Here is a 14,358-nt window from a genome sequence, read left to right on the forward strand (position 1 = left end):
GTAATAAAGTTAAAAATAAATCTGTTTTGAATCTGTTTTAAGCGCAAATTACTTCACATGAATAATCTTTAGGGTATTGGTACCCCCAGGCTCGCCCATGGGCTCACCTGAAGTAAGCACAACGGTATCGCCCTTTTTGAACGCACCCGATTTTTTCAAACAAGCCTCCACCTCTTGCAAGGCGGTATCACGGTCCTTGGTGTAATCCAAGCCGATTGGCGTGACATTGCGATATGTACTTAAAGCACGCTGGGTAGCGATCTTCGAAGTGAGCGCAAAGATTGGCACGTGAATGTTGTGACGACTCATCCAAATCGCGGTTGAGCCAGAGTCAGTTAAGGCTGCAATAGCATCTGCATTTAAATGATGGGCAGTAAATAAGGCGCCCAACGCAATCGTTTGATCGATGCGAGTAAAGGTTTGATCTAAAAAATCAGTATCGAGTTTTACGCGATCAGACTTTTCTGCTTCAACGCAAATCTCTGCCATCGCCTTGATGGTTTGTACTGGATACATGCCGGCAGCAGACTCAGCGGATAACATCACTGCATCAGTGCCATCCAACACAGCATTAGCAACGTCGCTCACTTCAGCACGCGTTGGTACTGGAGCATTAATCATCGACTCCATCATTTGCGTAGCGGTAATCGTAAATTTGTCTGCCTCAAGCGCCCAAGCAATCATGCGCTTTTGCAGCGCAGGCACTGCAGCATTTCCAACTTCAATAGCGAGATCACCACGAGCAACCATGATGCCGTCACTTTCAGCAATAATGCTTTTAAGGGCTTCAGGCTCAATCGCTTCTGCGCGCTCTACCTTCGCAATTGTTCTGACTTTGCCAACGCCATACTTAGCGCTAGCGGCATCAGCCAACTTACGGGCATAGGCCATATCCGCGCCATCTTTAGGAAAGCTGATTGCCAAGAAATCCACGCCCATGGCAATCGCTGCATCTAAGTCAGCAATATCTTTTTCGGTCAGCGCAGGTGCAGTCAAACCACCACCAGCACGATTAATACCTTTGTTATTGGAGAGCGGTCCACCCTGCTCAACGATGGTAAAAATCTCGCCACCCTTAACGCTTTCAACCGTCAGAACCACCAAGCCATCATTTAATAAAAGACGGTCACCCGGCTTTACATCGCCTGGCAGCTCTTTGTAGTCAAGACCTACCTTAGTTTGATCACCTAGCTCACAGGCCACATCCAGGGTAAATTTTTCGCCTTCTTTCAGGAGGATTTTGCTGTCTGCAAACTTACCCACACGAATTTTAGGGCCCTGTAAGTCGGCCATGATGCCCACTTCCTTGCCTACTTCGGCGGAGATAGTGCGCACTAAATCATGACGTGCTTTATGGTCAGCAACGGTGCCGTGAGAGAAATTCATGCGCACCACATCTACACCAGCACAAATCATGTCACGCAACACTTCGGGCTTTTCAGAAGCAGGCCCTAAGGTTGCAATGATCTTTGTTGCTCTCAACATATTTAATCTTTCGCTCTTTCAGCAAGTACCGCAAAGGCTGGCAAAGTTTTGCCTTCCAAGAATTCTAAGAAGGCGCCGCCGCCAGTAGAGATGTAATCCACTTGATTCTCAATACCGTACTTCGCAATTGCCGCCAAAGTATCGCCACCACCAGCAATCGAGAATGCAGGTGAGTGCGCAATCGCAGCGGCCAACATCTTGGTGCCACCACCAAATTGATCAATTTCAAATACGCCTAATGGGCCATTCCATACAATCGTGCCAGCGTGAGCGAGCATGATGGATAAACGTGCAGCAGTCTTTGGGCCAATATCCAAGATCATGTCGTCTTCCGCAACCTGATCGGCAGGTACGCGGTTTGCGCGGGCTAATGGAGATAATTCATTAGCAACGACCACATCCTCAGGAATTGGAACATGGGCGCCACGCTTTTCCATGATCTCCATAATCTCTCTTGCCTCGTCTACTAAATCAGGCTCAGCAAGGGATTTACCAATCGGCAATCCTTTGGCCAGCATAAAGGTATTGGCAATACCGCCGCCCACAATGAGTTCATCCACTTTCTCAGAGAGGGCTTTGAGAATCGTCAGCTTTGAAGAAACTTTAGAACCAGCAACAATGGCAACTAGAGGACGTTTTGGACTGGCTAATGCACGACTAAGCGCATCTAATTCAGCAGCCATCAAAGGACCAGCACAAGCGACTGGTGCGAACTTCGCCACACCATAGGTAGTGGCTTCAGCGCGATGCGCCGTTCCAAATGCATCGTTGACATACACATCACACAATGCAGCAATCTTTTTAGCGAGCTCATCGCTATTCTTTTTCTCGCCGATATTCAATCGACAGTTTTCCAGTAGAACCACCTCGCCTGGATTAACTTCAAATCCGCCATCAACCCAATCGCTAATTAAAGGGACTTTACGATTCAGGAAAGTGGCAATGCGATCGGCTACAGGAGCCAAGCTATCTTCGGGTTTAAATTCCCCTTCGGTTGGACGACCTAAATGCGAAGTCACCATCACTGCCGCCCCAGCATCCAAACACATCTGTATAGCAGGCATCGATGCCCTAATACGCGTGTCTTCCGTAATATTGCCTGCCTCGTCTTGAGGAACATTCAAATCGGCACGGATAAATACCCGCTTACCCTTTAACTGACCTGATTGGGCTAATTCACTTAAACGATTAACTTTAAATAAGGATTCCGGCATGAGTTTGGGTAAATAAGTGGTTTATGGGGAATGTTCCATTCTAAAGGCTCTGGCCCATCCACCCCCGAGGATCCGAGCCGACAGACTCCCCTGCCTGCTCTACAATAAGGACTTAAATGCATTCTGGGCCGGAAGACCAAAAACTGCCAGCCTAGTGCCCTGTTTAAACCGCTTTTACAGATACTTAATAGACACAAAAGGTAAAGAAAATGTCGATGTCCGACCGCGATGGCTTTATTTGGACTGATGGGAAGCTAATTCCTTGGCGCGAGGCCAATATTCACGTTCTAACCCACAGTCTCCACTACGGAATGGGCGTATTTGAGGGCATCCGAGCCTATAAAACACCCCAGGGAACCGCTATTTTCCGCCTCCCAGAGCACGTAAAGCGCCTTTTTAACGGCACTAAGATCTTCCAAATGAACATGCCTTACAGCACAGAAGAGATCACCAAGGGCATTATTGACGTGGTAAACAGCAATAAGCTCGAAGCCTGTTATATCCGCCCAATTATCTTTATCGGCTCCCAAAAACTCGGAATTTCCCCTAAGGGCAATAGCATTCACACCTCCATCGCCGCTTGGGAATGGGGCGCCTATTTGGGCGAAGATGGCCTAAATAAGGGTATTCGGGTTAAAACCTCCTCATTTACACGTCACTTTGTCAATTCTTCACTCGTTCGCGCCAAGGCATCGGGTTACTACATCAACTCCATTTTGGCCAACCAAGAAGTGACTGCCAATGGATATGACGAAGCTTTATTGCTTGATACCGAAGGTTATGTCTCTGAAGGATCTGGCGAAAACCTTTTCATGGTTCGCAACGGCATCGTTTACACACCTGACCTAGCATCATGCTTAGACGGCATCACGCGTGACTCTGTCATTCAGATCGCAAAAGATCTGGGTTACGAAATTCGCGAAAAACGCCTCACTCGTGATGAAGTCTATTCTGCTGATGAAGCCTTCTTCACCGGCACGGCTGCTGAAGTCACTCCTATTCGTGAATTAGATGATCGCACCATTGGTGATGGCAAGCGTGGCCCTATCACTGAGAAAATTCAGAAGACGTATTTCGATGCGGTGTACGGCAGAAATGACCAATACAAATCTTGGCTCACTTACGTTAAGTAAACCATTAAGTAATTAGGAAAGCACATGACTCAAGCTCAAGTGGTTATGGTGGATGGCAAAGATTTACCTCTACATTGCCCCACCAATAAAACTCCAGCATGGAACTCGCACCCACGCGTTTTTCTAGACATTACCGAGACCGGTGAAGCCAAGTGTCCATACTGTGGCACAGAGTACAAACTCATTCCCGGCACTGAGCCGCACGGTCACTAAGCCTTATCAGCACCTCTTCTTGAGGTGCTGAGTCGAGATACATTACATGCACGGTATTCTGATCATTGCCCCAAACTGGATTGGGGATGCTGTGATGACTCAGCCATTATTGGCAACCCTCAAAGAACAGTATCCAGAAGCCAATATTGATGTACTTGCTAGCACTTGGGTTGCTCCAATATATCGCGCTTGCTCTGAAGTACATGAGGTCATCGAAGCCAAATTCGAACACAAACAATTGCAGTGGGGCTTACGTAAACAACTAGCAAAAAAGCTGGCGACAAAAAAATATCAAGCCTGTTTTGTATTACCAAATAGCCTTAAGTCAGCACTCATTCCTTGGCTTGCAAATATTCCATTCCGAGTAGGCTATCGCGGTGAATTGCGCTTTGGCTTGATTAACTTAGCACTAGATAATCCAAGCAAGGTAAATCGTCCGCCTATGGTGGAGCACTATCTTGCATTGAGCCAACTTCTCAATGAAGAATTATTTGCATCAACCGCAAGTAATCTCGTGCCCAAGTTAAATGTTTCGATTGCAGCTCATCAATCAGTACAGGCCAAATTACTCAGCGCCAATATTGATGCGGCAAATATCTATGTGATGTGCCCAGGTGCTGAATATGGACGAACCAAACGCTGGCCAACCAGACACTTTGCACAATTGGCACAAAAATTAATTGCCAGCAATCCCAATAATCAGATCATTCTTTTGGGCGGCAAAGGGGATCACGCTCTTGCCCAAGAAATTCAATCCCAGTCCAAGCAAAATGGTCACATACATAACTGGTGTGGAGATACTTCGCTGGATGAGGCAATTGCACTGATTGGCATGAGCAAAGCAGTTATCAGCAATGACTCTGGCTTAATGCATATTGCGGCAGCTCTCAAAACCCCTCAAGTCGCCATTTTTGGGTCAAGCGACCCAGCCCATACCCCGCCTCTATCAGACAAAGCCAAAGTCATTTGGTTAAATCTCCCTTGTAGTCCATGTCATAAAAGAGAATGTCCACTGGGTCACTTAAAGTGCTTAAACGACATCTTACCGGAACAAGTATTCGCTACACTGAATACATTGCAGCCATAACCCAGGAACAGTAAGCCATGACCAAACTTGCCAGACTCTTTCACAGCGCGGATGATGTTGTCGAGGCATGGCGAGATGCCTTACGTCATCGCGATGTTCAAGGCGCTCTCGATATTTGGCTAGATGATGATTCCATTACCTGCGTTCTTCCAGAAGGTCATCGCCTAACGGGTCATGCAGAAATTCGTGAAGGCTTGGATAGACTGCTCGCCAAGCAACCTTTATTTTTAGAACCGATTGCTTGCATTAGCCATTCCGTTTTAGGTGCTGCTGTATATGACACCACTGAAGCAGTTCATCTAAGAGCCGATCAAGTTGAAGCAGCATTTTTTCTGAATATTACGCTCGTACTTCTTCAAGACAGTCAGGGCTGGCGCATTGCGCATTTGCATGCCAGCCATTCTACCGAAGACACCTTCGACGCTCCTTCTACACCGCACGGCTTGCACTAAACATCATGGATGATCAAGTGCTTCGGTCACTCATGAAGTGGCCAAATGTACCTGATTGCTATGGTTGGCTTGCTTTAGATCGCCGTGGTCAATGGCGCATGCGGGATGAGTTCACACAAGAAAATCATCTTCCAGGCCAGGTAATTAAGCACGTAGCCTTAAACGAATTTATTGCGCGCAACTACGCTTGCGATGAGCTCGGTAAATATTTTTTCCAGAATGGTCCGCAACGCGTTTTTATTACGCTAGATGCGACCCCTTGGATAGTGCGAATCATCCCAAGCGACATCGGTCCGAATCTGACTAATCAATGCCACCAAACCATGGAACCTGCTGCCGCACTAAGTGATGAAAAAGGCAATATTTATATTGTTGGAAACGTAATTCAAAGTGTTTACGACAGCAGCAACACCAGCGATCAATTTATTAAAAGAGAGAGTCAAACAATCGCCCTCCTACACGATCACGATCTAGATCATTTTTCTGAGCTAGCCAAGCTTCGTGAGGAGGCCTGTAGCTTTGGTGGCTCCTGGACTTGGCAAGATGAACAGCTGCCTCTAGACCCTATTCATTCCGAAGAATTAGCCTCTCGCTTTCGCTATATAGCGCAGCCACAGCCTTAGCCAGGCATCTGCTTGCCTTGCTCCTTAAGCTCATCTTGATATTGTCTTTGCATTTCTCGTAAACGAGCATCAATACTCGAGCCCTGATAAAAATCGGCGCCACCTGCTGAACGAGCAATGCGAAGTTGCTCGATCGCCGAAGGCCAAGCCCCCTCAAGCGCATATTTTTCACCCAACGCGTAATGACGCATGGGAATATTGCCGGCTTGATCATAGGATTTAGATAGCAGGTTCCACCACACGACTTCGTTAGGCTGAGCTCTTGTGCGCGCTTTTAACCAAGTAATCGCATCATTGGTGCGGCCTAGTTTCAACTCCGCGTTAATCATGGCGGCACCAGCAGCATATGACTGAGGGTAAGCGCGCAAAGTAGCTTGGGCAATTTGCAATGCTTCCTCACCTTTGCCTTTTGCTAGAGCAAGTTCAGAGGCAGTGATATCCAGGGATAGACTCTGTCTTTGAATAGGAGATCCTGGTGCACTTGCCTTCTGAGCTAGATTGCGTGCTTGCTGCAAATCCGCCTCCGCTTGGTCTATTTTTCCTTGGCGCTGCGCTATCAAGGCCAGGCCATAAAAACCTTCTAATTGCTTACCAATCGGCTGCTGTTTACTCAAGCTCTCAAAGGTATTTTTTAAGTCGTACATGCCACTGGATGTCCCAGCTTGCTCCATGCGCGCACGGGCCTTAATGAAATAGAACTCTACTGACGTAGGCACATTACGTGATGCAACAGTACGCGCCCTATCTTGCATATCTGCAATACGGTCTGTTGTTAAAGGATGGGTGCGAACATAAGCAGGCACGCCTTTATCCATAATACCGGTTGCCTTTTGTAAGCGCTGGAAAAATCCTGGCGCACCATTGACGTCATATCCACTGGCGTCCAGTATCTGAAAACCAACACGATCAGCCTCGCGCTCAGCATCTCTCGAATAGGAAAGCTGATTATTTACCGCCACTGCTTGCCCGCCTTGCATCAAACCAGCCCCGGCCTGTGGGTTACGAGACATCGCCAATGCACCAAGCACCATACCAGCAATAGCAATCATCGTATTGGTTGTTTGCTTATCCATCTGACGCGCCAAATGGCGCTGTAATACGTGACCTGTTTCATGGCCCATGACAGATGCGACTTCAGAGTCGGATTCGGCACTCACAATCAAGCCCGTATGAAATCCTATAAATCCGCCAGGCAATGCAAACGCATTAATGCTGCTGTCTTTAACAGCAAACACTTCAAAGTTATACGCACCACTACCCTGCTCATTAGCGCCACCGAGCTGTAACTTTCTGGCGGCTTGCAATAAGCGGCGCTCCATCTGATTTAAAAAGTCATAGAGCGGCAAGTCATTTGAATAATCAGGGTCAGGACGTATCTGGCGCATGATCATTTCGCCATACTTACGCTCGTCCACTCTACTTAAGGCATCACCACCAGGATCGCCCATATCCGGCAAAACAATAGTAGGCTGACTCTGCATAGAGCTGCGTGTAGGCGCATTAGCAGGACGCGCATCGGGTGACTGCATTGCCCTACCGATATTCTGAATGGCGGCTGAGTTACCTTCTACTGACACATCACCAGCAGGGGTAGCAGCATATGCAGGAAACCCAGAGCAAGCCATCCCCAACATCAGCTGAATAGCCAAAGCACGGTACAAAAAAGAGGTTTTTGGAACTGACTTTATGTCTTGCATCTCTATATGGTAAAACTTATCCCATGAACAAACTAACTCATTTTGATGCCAGCGGGCAAGCCCACATGGTAAACGTTGGCGATAAACCTAACACCCATCGTATAGCGATTGCCACCGGCAAGATCACCATGCTTCCTGAAACCTTCAAAATGGTGGAGGCTGGTACCCATAAAAAGGGTGATGTCCTAGGTATAGCCCGAATTGCAGGTATTCAGGCATCCAAGAGAACGTCAGATCTCATTCCCCTTTGCCACCCACTAGCACTGACCCACGTGAGCCTAGAGTTTCAGACCAATTCTCAAGAAAGTAGTATCACCTGCCAAGTCAGAGCAGAAACCACCGGACCAACCGGTGTAGAAATGGAAGCCCTCACTGCAGTCCAAATCGCATTACTCACTATTTATGACATGACTAAAGCAATAGATAGGGGTATGGTGATAGGAGAGATCAAACTTCTAGAGAAAAGTGGCGGGAAGTCTGGGGAGTGGAAAGTAGCAGAATAAATTTTGAAAGAGATGGCTGCATGAAAATTCAACGTTTTATTTTCAATAGCCTTTTTGTTTTTGGGCTCGTATTTACGGGGCTAAGTCGCGCAGAATTAGGTGGCACCACAGCTTCCATATTGGCAGAGCAAAAACAATTTAATTCACAGCTTACCTCTACACAGCAAAACGGTTATTCGGTATATTCCCAAATCCTAACTTCTGGAACAAGCTTCCAGGAATATGTATCACCTAGTGGCATTGTTTTTGCAATCAGCTGGAGCGGCCCAACCCTCCCGAATATCCAAGCCATTTTCGGGAACTACTATGGCAATTATTTATCGGCTGCCCAGCAATCTCGTCGCTCCATTTACAGCAGCAGTGACTCCCTTGTCATTCAGTCAACAGGGATGATGGGTGCATTTCAGGGCTTTGCTTTTCTTCCGAAGCAAGCCCCTGCTGGCTTCACCGTAAATAATCTGCCCCAATGAAAACCCAGCATTTTTACAAGCGGGTTTGTATATCCCTATTAGTGCTGACGCTCTTTGCCTGCGGTGGAGGTGGTGGTGGATCGAGCAGTTCAAGCACATCGAGCAATACCCCTACTCCCGATACTCCAACGCCTATACCCGACTATATAAGTAGCAATATCGCTCCGAACGCAATCAGTTTTAGTGTGCAAAACAGCTCTAGTAATAGCGTTAATATCCCCTATGTCAGTGTGACCATCTGTCAACCGGGCACCTCTCAATGCCAAATCATCGGAAATATTATTCTAGATACAGGATCTAGCGGTTTAAGAGTGCTGTCATCGGCACTGGGATCTCTACAACTTAGTACACAAACACACAATAACTTACCGGTTCTAGAGTGCACATCTTTTTTGTCTGGACTAACTTGGGGGCCAGTCAAAACCGCTGATATCAAAATCAGTTCGGAGGTCGCAAGCTCTATACCCATTCAAGTAATCGGCGACCCTGACTATCTAAGCGCCCCAAATAGCTATTGCAATGGCTTACCATCGATGCAAGATGCCTCGACCCTCAAAGCAAACGGCATTTTAGGGGTGTCAGTACTCATTTCAGATAATCAAGACTATTTCTCCTGCAGCGGTACTCAGAATGCAACTTGCACAGCCATCACTCAGGCCACCAACTTACAAGTCAGAAATCCTGTGGCGGCATTTTCTACAAATAACAATGGTCTGCTAATGCAAACCCCCGCCATTAGCTCTGCTGGAGCAAGCTCAGCTACAGGGACCGTATACTTTGGAGTGGATACTCAGAGTAATAACTCCTCAAGTGGGGCAAGCATCATTCCAACCAATAGCATTGGTTTGTTCACCACCACTTTTAACGGGGTTAGTTATAGCAGCAGCTTTATCGATAGCGGAAGTAATGGGCTATTTTTTCCTGCAGGCAATCAGAGTGCAGTCCTAAAAGCATGTAGCGTAAGTACTAGCTTTTACTGTCCTAGCTCCACTCAAAACTATATAGCTTCAGTACCACTCAGGAATAATGTGACCGGCACTATTAATTTTTCAGTCGCCAATGCGGATTCTTTATTTGCCTCTAATAACTATGCTTACTCGAATTTAGCCGGCAGCCAACTAGGGTTATTCGATTGGGGCCTGCCATTTTTCTTCGGCAAGACAGTGTTCTTTGGCATTACCGGAAAAGCAAGCGCCAATGCGGGCACCGGGCCATACTATGGATACAAATAAAAACCGCTTCATGAGCGGCTTTTATTTAATTCGTTACTTACCTATCCTGCACTCAGAAGGCAGCAGCTGAGAAATCAAGTTCGTTTCAGTAGATCTGCATGACCATCCACCCGCCCAAGTTGCCCCCTCTGGCTTTGACAAATCAATAGGCTTAGGAGAATTCGCATCAGGCTCGTTAGTCGGGACGAGATGAAGTGTATTTTTTCCTTCAGGCGCTACGCTAACTTGATAGTCAATCGCAATAGCACCCGAGGGCGTGATCTCAATTAACTTGACGCTACGTGTTGGTGTAAAAGTAAAAGCCCCATTCGTTGCATCATCCATGGGAACGGTGCCACGACTTGCAAAAGCCTCTGTCACCGCAAGCTTTGCGCTGGAAGATAAATTCATACCCTCTACAACCCTGCTTCGGGCGATGTAGTCTTGATACTGTGGAACAGCTACCGCAACCAAGATACCAATGATGGCAACCACCACCATCACTTCAATCAAGGTAAAGCCTGTTTCTTGATTATTTTCTAAATTTTGAATACGCATATCTTCTGGCTCCTGAGGTCAAATACTTCATGATCCAGGCTATGCCCCTAGCTCACAAGAAACGGGGGCGTAAAAAAAGCCGGTTTATATAACCGGCTTTTCTGATTTAGAAGAAGGCTAATAAAAGCTTATGCTTTAGCGCGATTCTTTTTCTTCAAATAAGTGCCTAGCAAGATAACAAAGGCAACTCCAATGCCCTCAAAAATCATGTGAGCATCTTCCATCGCGCCCTGAATAGAATCCTTGATCGCCGGATCTTCCACCAACATACCACCAGCCAATAGACCCAATAAACCAGCGCCCAAAGTAATGATGACTGGGAAGCGATCCATTACCTTTAAAAGCATGGTGCTACCAAAGATGATCAACGGAATAGAAAGGCCAAGACCAATGATTAAAAGAGCTAAACGAGTTTCTTCTGGACCCTTTTGCGCAGCTGCGGCAACAGCCAATACATTGTCCAAACTCATTACCAAATCAGCGACTAGGATTGTGCGAATCGCACCCCAAATATTGGAGTGACCATGCATTTCCTCTTCATCACCGCTATCAGACAAGAGTTGCACACCGATATAGAGGAGCAGAATAGCGCCAACAATCTTTAAGTAAGGCAATGTCAGCAACTGAACTGCCGTCACTGTCAGAACAACGCGCAAAATAATCGCTGCTGCGCTACCCCAAAAGATCGCTTTCTTTTGCTGATGAGCTGGCAGATTGCGTGATGCTAATGCAATCACCACAGCGTTATCGCCTGATAACAAGATGTTGGCAACAATGATTGATAAAAGTGCAGCCCAAAATGCTGGGCCTGAAAATACTGAAAAATCCATGAGTCGTCTCCCTACGTTATTTTTATGTTTTAACTACTGACACTATAAAAAAGGATGCCGTTTTATCGGCATCCTTTTCCCTATAACTAATTACAACATTGCCTTTAGCAAAGCAGCCATTTCTGAAGGGTTCTTCGTTACCTTGAAGCCACACTCTTCCATTACGGCAAGCTTCGCATCCGCAGTATCCGCACCACCAGAAATCAAGGCACCTGCGTGACCCATACGCTTGCCTGGAGGCGCTGTTACGCCGGCAATAAAGCCAACTACTGGCTTCTTCATATTGTCTTTGCACCAACGAGCAGCTTCTGCTTCATCTGGACCGCCGATTTCACCAATCATGATCACAGCATCCGTCTCTGGATCTTCATTGAACATTCTCATGATATCGATGTGCTTCAAACCATTGATTGGGTCACCACCAATACCAACTGCTGTCGACTGACCTAAGCCAATAGCTGTCAACTGACCAACTGCTTCATAAGTCAATGTACCGGAACGGCTAACAACGCCAATACGACCCTTCTTATGAATATGACCAGGCATGATGCCGATCTTGAGTTCATCTGGAGTAATGATGCCTGGACAGTTAGGGCCAAGCAATAAAGTCTTCTTGCCACCAGCAGCTTCTTTAGCATGCATCTTATTGCGTACTTCAAGCATGTCGCGTACAGGAATGCCTTCAGTAATACAGATCACAAAGTCGAGGTCAGCTTCAACAGCTTCCCAAATCGCAGCAGCAGCACCAGGAGGCGGAACATAGATAACAGAAGTCGTTGCGCCAGTTTGCTGAGCAGCCTCTTTAACAGTCCCATAAATAGGAATATTAAAAATAGACTCGCCTGCTTTTTTAGGATTAACACCAGCAACAAAACAGTTTTTGCCGTTTGCGTATTCCTGACATTTTTCAGTATGGAACTGACCGGTCTTACCAGTAATACCTTGTGTAATGACTTTGGTGTTTTTATTGATCAAAATAGACATATTGAAATTCCTGGATTATTTGTTTTTGGCAACAGCAGCAACTACCTTAGTAGCAGCTTCAGCCATTGAATCGGCGCTAATAATTGGCAAACCAGAGTCCGCAAGAATTTTCTTGCCTAACTCCTCGTTTGTGCCCTTCATACGCACAACCAAAGGTACTGTGAGGTTAACTGCTTTACATGCAGTAACAACACCGTCGGCGATCACGTCGCAACGCATAATGCCGCCGAAGATGTTTACCAAGATTGCTTCAACGCTCTTGTTCTTCAACATGATCTTGAATGCTTCAGTTACTTTTTCTGCTGTAGCACCGCCACCAACGTCCAAGAAGTTCGCTGGCTCGCCACCGAACAACTTAATAGTGTCCATTGTCGCCATCGCCAAGCCTGCACCGTTCACCAAACAGCCGATATTGCCGTCTAATGAGATGTAAGCGAGGTCAAATTTAGAGGCTTCGATTTCAGCAGCATCTTCTTCATCGATATCGCGGTACGCAACGATTTCTGGATGACGGAACAAAGCGTTTGGATCAAAGTTGAACTTCGCATCCAAAGCCTTAATCTTGCCGTTACCTTCAAGTATCAATGGGTTGATTTCAACCAATGAAGCATCGGTATCCCAGTAAGTTTTGTACAAGTTCTTGAATACATCGCGAGCCATTGGGATGGACGCCTCTGGAACACCAATACCTTTAGCAACAATGTCGCAATCCGCATCTGTCAAACCAATCATTGGATCAACAAATACTTTGATAATTTTTTCTGGATGAGATTCAGCAACTTCCTCAATATCCATTCCGCCTTCGCTTGAAGCCATGATCACATTCTTCTGTGTTCCGCGGTCTGTAACGATACTGAAGTAGTACTCTTTTTTAATATCAGCGCCATCTTCAATCAGGAGGCGATTTACTTTTTGACCTTCTGGTCCAGTTTGATGTGTCTTGAGCTGCATGCCCAAAATTTCAGAAGCGTATTTTTTCACTTCATCCATACTTCTTGCCAACTTAACACCGCCGCCTTTACCGCGACCGCCAGCATGAATCTGCGCCTTCACAACCCATACTGGGCCACCGAGTTTTTCAGCGGCTTTCATCGCCTCATCAACACTGAATGCAGGAATGCCGTTAGGAACTGGCACATTAAATTGGCTAAGAAGTTCTTTGCCTTGGTACTCGTGAATTTTCATAATTACTCCGAAACGGTATCTTTTTTAGCAAGCGATGAGGATTAGTTAAACCGATGTTGCCTTGATCCCATACTTACCCTAGAAATAGCTTAATTAGCCAAATTTGAATAAATGCGAACGGCTTGACCGACTCCATAAGTCTAGCATGCTGCAATGCCGCAAATTGCCTCTGCGGATCCGTAATTGCCCTAATCCGGGCGCTGACCGCCAATCACTTTTGCCACCACTTCGGAGCCAAAACCCTTGGAAGCTAAAAAGCGATACTGCCGTGCTCGCTCTTTTTGGTCCTGAGCGGGCACACCGTATTTTCTAGTCCAGAGATCGAAGGCGCGCTGAAACTCAGTCTCCTTTAGAGCTCCAAGCAACTTAGCTGACTGCTTGGCACCCACCCCAGCCCTGTCAAGTTCATCAGCAATCTTTCTCATCCCGTAGCGCTCACTGCGGCGGCGAACCAGCGCCTCAGCAAAACGCTCGTCAGACAGCCAGCCCCTGGCTTCAAAGTCATCCAAAACGGCTTCAATCTGTGAATTTCTGGCTTCAGGCGTTTGCTCAGCCTGCTCACCGCCTAACTTACTCCATCTCGCCTCTGATTCGGCTAATTTTGCAGCTAAGCCCTTGCGACTGTATTCTCGCTGCGACAAAAGGCGCAAAGCCCGAGCTTTGAGACTCGGGCTTTGTTTAACCTTCTGATTACTGCTCAGTTCTTGCATCGA

At 46.7% G+C, this 14,358-nt stretch carries 16 protein-coding genes; 8 read left to right on the top strand and 8 right to left on the bottom strand.

Annotated features, from left to right (window positions below; translation table 11 throughout):
• Positions 1-48: 48 nt before the first annotated feature.
• Together pyk and ICN39_RS02045 are read right to left on the bottom strand one after the other, a co-directional pair.
• Positions 49-1,485, bottom strand: coding sequence for a pyruvate kinase (gene pyk / locus ICN39_RS02040; RefSeq protein WP_216232470.1), 1,437 nt, complete (start codon positions 1,483-1,485; stop codon positions 49-51).
• 2 nt (positions 1,486-1,487) lie between these two features.
• On the bottom strand, positions 1,488-2,699 hold the full coding sequence (locus tag ICN39_RS02045; RefSeq protein WP_216232471.1) for a phosphoglycerate kinase: 1,212 nt from the start codon (positions 2,697-2,699) through the stop codon (positions 1,488-1,490).
• A 209-nt stretch (positions 2,700-2,908) separates the two neighbouring features.
• On the opposite strand from ICN39_RS02045, the gene ICN39_RS02050 reads away from it, so the two are divergent.
• From ICN39_RS02050 to ICN39_RS02070, 5 genes are read left to right on the top strand one after another with little or no spacing between them, the layout of a single operon-like run.
• Positions 2,909-3,832: a branched-chain amino acid transaminase gene (locus tag ICN39_RS02050; RefSeq protein ID WP_216232472.1), complete on the top strand. Its 924-nt coding sequence runs from the start codon at positions 2,909-2,911 to the stop codon at positions 3,830-3,832.
• Positions 3,833-3,856: 24 nt separating this feature from the next.
• Positions 3,857-4,045, top strand: coding sequence for a zinc-finger domain-containing protein (locus ICN39_RS02055; protein WP_072582777.1), 189 nt, complete (start codon positions 3,857-3,859; stop codon positions 4,043-4,045).
• A 46-nt stretch (positions 4,046-4,091) separates the two neighbouring features.
• Complete coding sequence (gene waaF, locus ICN39_RS02060; RefSeq protein WP_216232473.1) at positions 4,092-5,132, top strand: lipopolysaccharide heptosyltransferase II; 1,041 nt, start codon at positions 4,092-4,094, stop codon at positions 5,130-5,132.
• A gap of 17 nt (positions 5,133-5,149) precedes the next feature.
• On the top strand, positions 5,150-5,584 hold the full coding sequence (locus tag ICN39_RS02065; protein WP_216232474.1) for a nuclear transport factor 2 family protein: 435 nt from the start codon (positions 5,150-5,152) through the stop codon (positions 5,582-5,584).
• 32 nt (positions 5,585-5,616) lie between these two features.
• Positions 5,617-6,207: a DUF2946 family protein gene (locus tag ICN39_RS02070; protein WP_370623657.1), complete on the top strand. Its 591-nt coding sequence runs from the start codon at positions 5,617-5,619 to the stop codon at positions 6,205-6,207.
• Here ICN39_RS02070 and ICN39_RS02075 read toward each other — a convergent pair.
• A complete protein-coding gene (locus ICN39_RS02075; protein ID WP_216232476.1) occupies positions 6,204-7,904 on the bottom strand; it encodes a M48 family metalloprotease in 1,701 nt (566 codons plus the stop codon). The two genes, ICN39_RS02070 and ICN39_RS02075, sit on opposite strands and share 4 nt — an antisense overlap.
• Before the next feature lie 23 nt (positions 7,905-7,927).
• Here ICN39_RS02075 and moaC point away from each other — a divergent pair, with 23 nt between their 5' ends.
• From moaC to ICN39_RS02090, 3 genes are read left to right on the top strand one after another with little or no spacing between them, the layout of a single operon-like run.
• Positions 7,928-8,407: a cyclic pyranopterin monophosphate synthase MoaC gene (gene moaC, locus ICN39_RS02080; RefSeq protein ID WP_216232477.1), complete on the top strand. Its 480-nt coding sequence runs from the start codon at positions 7,928-7,930 to the stop codon at positions 8,405-8,407.
• Between the two features lie 20 nt (positions 8,408-8,427).
• The gene (locus ICN39_RS02085) at positions 8,428-8,877 is read left to right on the top strand and encodes a DUF2844 domain-containing protein (RefSeq protein WP_216232478.1); all 450 of its coding nucleotides are present in this window, start codon (positions 8,428-8,430) and stop codon (positions 8,875-8,877) included.
• Positions 8,874-10,109 carry a DUF3443 family protein gene (locus ICN39_RS02090; protein WP_216232479.1) on the top strand — a complete coding sequence of 412 codons (1,236 nt, stop codon included), beginning with the start codon at positions 8,874-8,876 and terminating at the stop codon, positions 10,107-10,109. The genes ICN39_RS02085 and ICN39_RS02090 overlap by 4 nt, the downstream gene beginning before the upstream one ends.
• A 33-nt stretch (positions 10,110-10,142) precedes the next feature.
• Here the strand turns inward: ICN39_RS02090 and ICN39_RS02095 are convergent, their stop codons facing one another.
• The 5 genes from ICN39_RS02095 to recX form a co-directional block, all read right to left on the bottom strand.
• A complete protein-coding gene (locus ICN39_RS02095; protein ID WP_216232480.1) occupies positions 10,143-10,646 on the bottom strand; it encodes a pilin in 504 nt (167 codons plus the stop codon).
• A gap of 128 nt (positions 10,647-10,774) precedes the next feature.
• The gene (locus ICN39_RS02100; protein WP_216232481.1) at positions 10,775-11,476 is read right to left on the bottom strand and encodes a TerC family protein; all 702 of its coding nucleotides are present in this window, start codon (positions 11,474-11,476) and stop codon (positions 10,775-10,777) included.
• Between the two features lie 90 nt (positions 11,477-11,566).
• Positions 11,567-12,460 (bottom strand): succinate--CoA ligase subunit alpha, encoded by an 894-nt coding sequence (gene sucD / locus ICN39_RS02105; protein ID WP_072582760.1) that lies wholly within the window; start codon positions 12,458-12,460, stop codon positions 11,567-11,569.
• A gap of 15 nt (positions 12,461-12,475) precedes the next feature.
• Positions 12,476-13,645 (bottom strand): ADP-forming succinate--CoA ligase subunit beta, encoded by a 1,170-nt coding sequence (sucC, locus tag ICN39_RS02110; protein ID WP_216232482.1) that lies wholly within the window; start codon positions 13,643-13,645, stop codon positions 12,476-12,478.
• Between the two features lie 188 nt (positions 13,646-13,833).
• Entirely contained in the window at positions 13,834-14,355 is a 522-nt protein-coding gene (gene recX, locus ICN39_RS02115; protein ID WP_216232483.1) for a recombination regulator RecX, read from the bottom strand.
• Positions 14,356-14,358: the final 3 nt, after the last annotated feature.

The organism is Polynucleobacter sp. AP-Reno-20A-A9, assembly GCF_018882085.1.
Lineage (GTDB): Bacteria > Pseudomonadota > Gammaproteobacteria > Burkholderiales > Burkholderiaceae > Polynucleobacter.